A 5,366-nucleotide genomic window follows, 5' to 3' on the forward strand; every position below is an offset into this window, starting at 1 on the left:
CGAACAACCTTGGCGCATCATGTCAATCGGACTGCGCAATTGGGCACATAGGTTCTAGCAATCAACGGTTGGTATTACAGTGTCGGCGGATGCAGAAAAGATAAAGAAGGTTTTCTTCATAAAATCCTCTCGGTTCCGTTCAGTGATGCGGATTTTCAGTCATCGGGGTGCGGCCCTGCTGAACGGACAGAATCCCGGGAATATTCCCGAACATGCGCATGATATCATTCATGTCTGATATTTCTGCCTGTGCTGCAACATTACGGCTTTGTTCTGAGCGCTTCTTTCCGGAGTTTTCACTCTCTGGCCCCTGGCGAAGACATCCCCTAGAAAGGGGATATGACGTCCTCACCACAAGACAGCGACCTTCCCGCTTTCAGTGCCGGAGCGGAGCAGCTTCTCGAACGGGCTGGTGATCTCTGCCGCCGGAACGGCACGAAGCTCACCCCCCTGCGGCGACAGGTTCTCGGGATTTTGCTTGAGGCGGGGAAGCCTGCCGGTGCGTATGATATTCTGACGCATCTCCAGGCCTGCCATGCCGGAGCGGCCCCGCCGACCGTGTACCGTGCGCTGGATTTTCTTCTGGAGCAGGGGCTTATCCACAAGATCGAACGTCTGTCCTCCTTTGTGCCCTGCACGCATATTCTTGATCACCACGGCTGTGATCATGAGGGAGAGGGCATGCATGCCACCCAGTTCCTGATCTGCCGGACATGCGGCGGTGTGACGGAGCTGGAGGATTCCGGTATTATCGCGGCTACGGTTCAGGCGACCCGCAGCATCGGCTTTCGGGTCCAGCACAGTACTGTCGAGATCGAGGGACTCTGTGCGTCCTGTATCGGGGCATGAGCGGGGACCATCCGCCGCAGCATGACGCGACGGCGGATGGTCTGGGTGTGAGGCTGGCTTTCTGTCTTTTCAGCCCCGGCCGCGGTAGCCCGGGACGTCCTGGGGCGGGACCCAGACTCCTTCGGGGGCCGGGGCGGTCTGCCAGAACACGTCGATCGGCATGCCGCCACGCGGATACCAGTAGGCCCCGATCCTGAGCCAGACCGGATAGAGGCGCTCGACCAGGGTTGTGGCAATCTGCACGGAGCAGGCTTCGTGGAATGCGCCGTGATTGCGGAAGCTGGTGAGGTAGAGCTTGAGGGATTTGCTCTCCACGATCCATTCACCCGGAATGTAGTCGATCACGATATGGGCGAAATCCGGCTGTCCCGTGACCGGGCAGAGCGAGGTGAATTCCGGCACCGTAAAGCGCACCACATAGTTCCGGCCCTGATGCGGCGCCGGGACGCGCTCGAGCACGGCCTCTTCCGGGGAGGACGGTGCGGGAACGTGACGTCCAAGCTGGGTCAGGGTCTGTGAGCCGTCGTCATGGGGTGCGGACATGGATGAAACCTCCGGTCTGAAACGGACCGGATGTGTCAGACGCGATGCTGCGTCGTCAATTCTTTCCTGTGGCCGCACGGCGGTGTAGAGGAGAGCGCATGGCTCACACATCTTCCCGGCCCGCGCCGGTTCCCCGCCTTATCACTGAAACGGAAGATCTTTCCGCAACCGTGGACCGGTTTCTTGCCGAGTCCTATGTGACTGTCGATACGGAGTTTCTGCGCGAGCAGACCTACTGGCCGGTGCTCTGTCTGCTTCAGATTGCTGGACAGGAGGATGTCGTCCTGATCGATGCCTGCGCGCCGGGGATTGATCTGACGCCTCTGACGCGGCTGTTTGATGCTGAGGGTGTGATCAAGGTGTTTCACGCCGCCCGTCAGGATCTGGAGATTTTCCTGCATCTGTTCGGTCGTCTTCCCGCGCCGGTATTTGATACGCAGGTCGCGGCCATGGTGGCGGGATATGGCGATCAGGTCGGATATGACAGCCTGGTCGGATCCGTGACCGGGGTTGTGATCGATAAGAGCCATCGCTTTACGGACTGGTCGGTTCGGCCTCTTTCTGAGGCGCAGCTGGCCTATGCCGCCGCCGATGTAACGCATCTGCGGGATGTGTATGAGGCGCTGACGAAGCAGCTTGAGAAGGAGAAGCGGACGTCCTGGGTAGCGGCCGAGCAGGAGGCCCTGTCGCGACCGGAGCTTCTGATTGCCGATCCGGAGCGGCAGTGGGAGCGTCTCAAGGCGCGTACGAACAACCGCCGTATGCTGGGTGTTCTGAAGGCCGTGGCGGCCTGGCGTGAGCGTGAGGCGCAGCGGGCGGACATTCCCCGCCAGCGTATGTTGCGGGATGAAAGCCTCCTGGAGATTGCAGCGACCACGCCCCGGACGGCCGGGGCTCTGGCGCGCGTGCGAGGGGTGACGCGCGGATTTGCCGAAGGTGCTTCGGGGCAGGCTGTTCTGGACGTGGTCGGGGAGGCTCTGGCGCTGCCGGACGATCAGCTTCCCCTGGTTCCGCGCAAGCGCCAGGCCGATGCGGTACGTCCCTCCCCGGCTCTGACAGCTTTGCTGAAAGTGCTGCTGGCAGCCCGGAGTGAGGAGCGTGACGTGGCGCCGCGGCTGGTGGCTTCTTCGGAGGATATTGACCGGCTGGCCTCAGATCCCGATCAGCCTCTGCCGTTCCTTAAAGGCTGGCGGAAGGAGATATTCGGACAGGATGCCCTGGCTTTATGCCGGGGAGAGATTGCCCTTGGTGTCCGGAAGGGAAAAGTGGTTCTGATCCCGGTCTGATCGCCGGTATTCCCTCAGTCCCGGACCTCCTGTTTTCCGGCCGCCCTGCAGAGTCTGCTTGCGGCGGGAGGGGGTGGTCTTTATTTTAAGGTTTTCAGGGCGGTGCCGGACCGCCGCGCCGCTTCAGGAGAATAAGACCCGTCATGGTGGAATGGACCGACGAGACGATTGCCCGCCTCAGAGAACTCTGGGATCAGGGGCTTTCGACCGCTGAAATCGGCCGCACCCTCGGCTTTACGAAAAATGCCGTTGTCGGCAAGGCACACAGACTGAGTCTGCCGGCCCGCCCCTCTCCGATCCGGCAGAAAAAAGCCGCCGGACCTTCAGAGAAGACAGCCGCTCCGGCTGAAACGAAGGCTCCGAGGAAGGAGGCGGCTCCGCCTGCTGAGGCTCCTGTCGCAACGGCCACACCTTCAGACACTCCGCCGGCTGCTCCGGTGGAACCCGTTGTCGCGGCACCCGCTGCTCCTGCGGAACCACCTGCTCCTCCTGCGGTTTCCGCTGAGGTGAAGGCTGATGCTCCTGCCGTCGCGGTGGCGCCTGAGGCGAAAGCCAGGCGCGATGTTCCGCCGGAGCCGCGCCCGGCCCCGCGTCCGGCAGCGACCCCGCGTCAGGTCACGCCGAAAACACCTACCCGTAATGCGGTGGCAGAGCCGGAACCGCGCCGTCGGAATACGGGCTGCTGCTGGCCAATCGGAGATCCGGGAAATCCGGATTTCCATTTCTGCGGCGCGACTCCGATTCCGGGAAAGCCTTACTGTGTTGAACACGCGCAGATCGCATATGTGAAGCTGCGCGACCGTCGCGACGGCTGAACCCTACGGCGTGCGGGACGCGATGCCGAGGACGGCGTCGCGTCTGTAGGCTTCCGATACGGCGCTGAACGGGCGTCCGTCCCGGTTCAGAAGGACGGCCTGGTGCCGGAAGAGGATCGGGCTGTCTGCGGCCTCAGTTCTCTCACGCCGGATGAGGCGTCGGGAGAAGCCGAGGGCAGCGACGACCTGACCGAACGGAATTTCCGTTGTTTCAAGCTGCCGGTTCATCTCTGCGGAAAGATATTCCGGGAGATACCAGTTTTCTGCCTCGGACAGTGTAAACCGGCCGCAGATCAGGCGCACCCGGCGGTATTCCGGAGTTTTTCCGACCGCCCCGAGGGCTTTGGCAAGCTCTGCGGGGCAGGGCTGTGCCGGACCGTTCTGCCTTACGGCACGCAGGGGGCCCTGCTCCCCTGCACCGGCAATGTATGACTCCAGAACGCGTGTTGCGCTGTCCGAGGCCAGAAGAGTCTCTTCGAGTATCCGCGCTCTGTCCTGTGCCGAGGTCATCGGCCTCAGAATTCGACGACAGTCCGGATATTGTCTCCCTTGCCCATTTCCGCGAAGCCCTCGTTGATTTTTTCCAGAGGCAGCTTGCGGGTGATGAGATCGTCGATATTGATCTTGTTATCCATATACCAGTCGACGATCTTCGGAACGTCCGTACGACCGCGCGCACCGCCGAAGGCTGATCCGATCCAGCGACGTCCCGTGACGAGCTGGAAGGGGCGTGTGCTGATTTCCTGGCCAGCCCCTGCGACGCCGATGATGGTCGAGACGCCCCATCCGCGATGGGCGCATTCCAGCGCCTGGCGCATCAGTGTGGTGTTGCCGACGCACTCGAAGGAGTAGTCCGCGCCGCCGCCCGTCAGCTCGACGAGATGACCCACGACGTCTCCGTCCTTTCCGAGATCGTTCGGATTGACGAAATGCGTCATTCCGAATTTACGGGCGATGGCCTCCCGGTCCGGATTGAGATCGACACCGACGATCATGTCCGCACCGACCAGCTTCGCGCCCTGGATCACGTTCAGGCCGATACCGCCAAGGCCGAAGACGACAACTGTCGAACCTGCCTCCACCTTTGCGGTAAAGAGCACGGCACCGATCCCCGTCGTGACGCCGCAGCCGATATAGCAGACCTTGTCGAAAGGGGCATCCTCGCGGATTTTTGCCAGCGCGATTTCAGGCAGGACGGTGAAATTCGCAAAGGTGGAGCAGCCCATATAGTGGTGAACGGGCTTGCCCTTGAAAGAGAAGCGCGACGTTCCGTCCGGCATGACCCCCTTGCCCTGGGTGGAGCGGATGGCCGTGCAGAGATTGGTCTTGCGGGAGAGGCAGGACTTACATTCGCGGCATTCGGGTGTGTAGAGCGGGATCACATGATCGCCGGGCTTCAGGCTCGTGACGCCTTTCCCGACCTCACGCACGATGCCCGCGCCCTCGTGGCCCAGAATGGCAGGGAACAGGCCTTCGGGATCTGCGCCGGAGAGCGTGAACTTATCGGTGTGACACAGGCCGGTGGCCATGATCTCGACCAGGACTTCTCCCTCGCGCGGACCTTCGAGCCGGACCGTTTCGATTTCCAGCGGTTTTCCTGCCTCGAAAGCTACGGCTGCCCTGATGTCCATCGCCCTGCGTCTCCTCTGTTTTTATGAGCGGGGACACTACGTCACTAAACGGACAGATATGCAACATTCTATATCGTGATCAGCAGGAATCTGATCATGTCTTTGCAGGCGGGAGCAGGACTGTTCCTTTATGCCTCCCCGACCGGATACAGATGCCGGACGGAGCTACGGCGTGTCGTCAATTAAGGGCTGCGCGTGTGCCGTGAGTGTTGTACTTTCCGGCTTCCTGTGCAGACTGTTTT

Annotated in this window: 6 protein-coding genes; 3 read left to right on the forward strand and 3 right to left on the reverse strand. The window is 61.5% G+C overall.

Translation table 11 applies throughout. The features are described from left to right. Positions 1-339: 339 nt before the first annotated feature. Positions 340-849, forward strand: coding sequence for a Fur family transcriptional regulator (locus LOC54_RS11125; protein ID WP_279313870.1), 510 nt, complete (start codon positions 340-342; stop codon positions 847-849). A gap of 69 nt (positions 850-918) precedes the next feature. On the opposite strand, the gene queF is transcribed toward LOC54_RS11125, so the two are convergent. Next, positions 919-1,392: a preQ(1) synthase gene (gene queF / locus LOC54_RS11130; RefSeq protein WP_279313871.1), complete on the reverse strand. Its 474-nt coding sequence runs from the start codon at positions 1,390-1,392 to the stop codon at positions 919-921. A gap of 98 nt (positions 1,393-1,490) precedes the next feature. Here queF and rnd point away from each other — a divergent pair, with 98 nt between their 5' ends. Beyond that, positions 1,491-2,678 carry a ribonuclease D gene (gene rnd, locus LOC54_RS11135; protein ID WP_279313872.1) on the forward strand — a complete coding sequence of 396 codons (1,188 nt, stop codon included), beginning with the start codon at positions 1,491-1,493 and terminating at the stop codon, positions 2,676-2,678. A 146-nt stretch (positions 2,679-2,824) separates the two neighbouring features. Next, on the forward strand, positions 2,825-3,493 hold the full coding sequence (locus tag LOC54_RS11140; protein WP_279313875.1) for a GcrA family cell cycle regulator: 669 nt from the start codon (positions 2,825-2,827) through the stop codon (positions 3,491-3,493). Between the two features lie 3 nt (positions 3,494-3,496). On the opposite strand, the gene LOC54_RS11145 is transcribed toward LOC54_RS11140, so the two are convergent. Beyond that, entirely contained in the window at positions 3,497-4,003 is a 507-nt protein-coding gene (locus LOC54_RS11145; RefSeq protein WP_279313873.1) for a hypothetical protein, read from the reverse strand. Between the two features lie 5 nt (positions 4,004-4,008). Next, on the reverse strand, positions 4,009-5,124 hold the full coding sequence (locus LOC54_RS11150) for an S-(hydroxymethyl)glutathione dehydrogenase/class III alcohol dehydrogenase (protein ID WP_279313874.1): 1,116 nt from the start codon (positions 5,122-5,124) through the stop codon (positions 4,009-4,011). Positions 5,125-5,366 lie beyond the last annotated feature (242 nt).

Origin of the sequence: Acetobacter sp. AN02 (genome assembly GCF_029759835.1) — a bacterium.
Classification (GTDB): Bacteria; Pseudomonadota; Alphaproteobacteria; order Acetobacterales; family Acetobacteraceae; genus Acetobacter.

Coding starts and splice junctions, on each gene's coding strand:
- LOC54_RS11125 (WP_279313870.1), top strand. CDS start 340: ATGACGTCCTCACCACAAGACAGCGACCTTCCCGCTTTCAGTGCCGGA.
- queF (WP_279313871.1), bottom strand. CDS start 1,392: ATGTCCGCACCCCATGACGACGGCTCACAGACCCTGACCCAGCTTGGA.
- rnd (WP_279313872.1), top strand. CDS start 1,491: ATGGCTCACACATCTTCCCGGCCCGCGCCGGTTCCCCGCCTTATCACT.
- LOC54_RS11145 (WP_279313873.1), bottom strand. CDS start 4,003: ATGACCTCGGCACAGGACAGAGCGCGGATACTCGAAGAGACTCTTCTG.
- LOC54_RS11150 (WP_279313874.1), bottom strand. CDS start 5,124: ATGGACATCAGGGCAGCCGTAGCTTTCGAGGCAGGAAAACCGCTGGAA.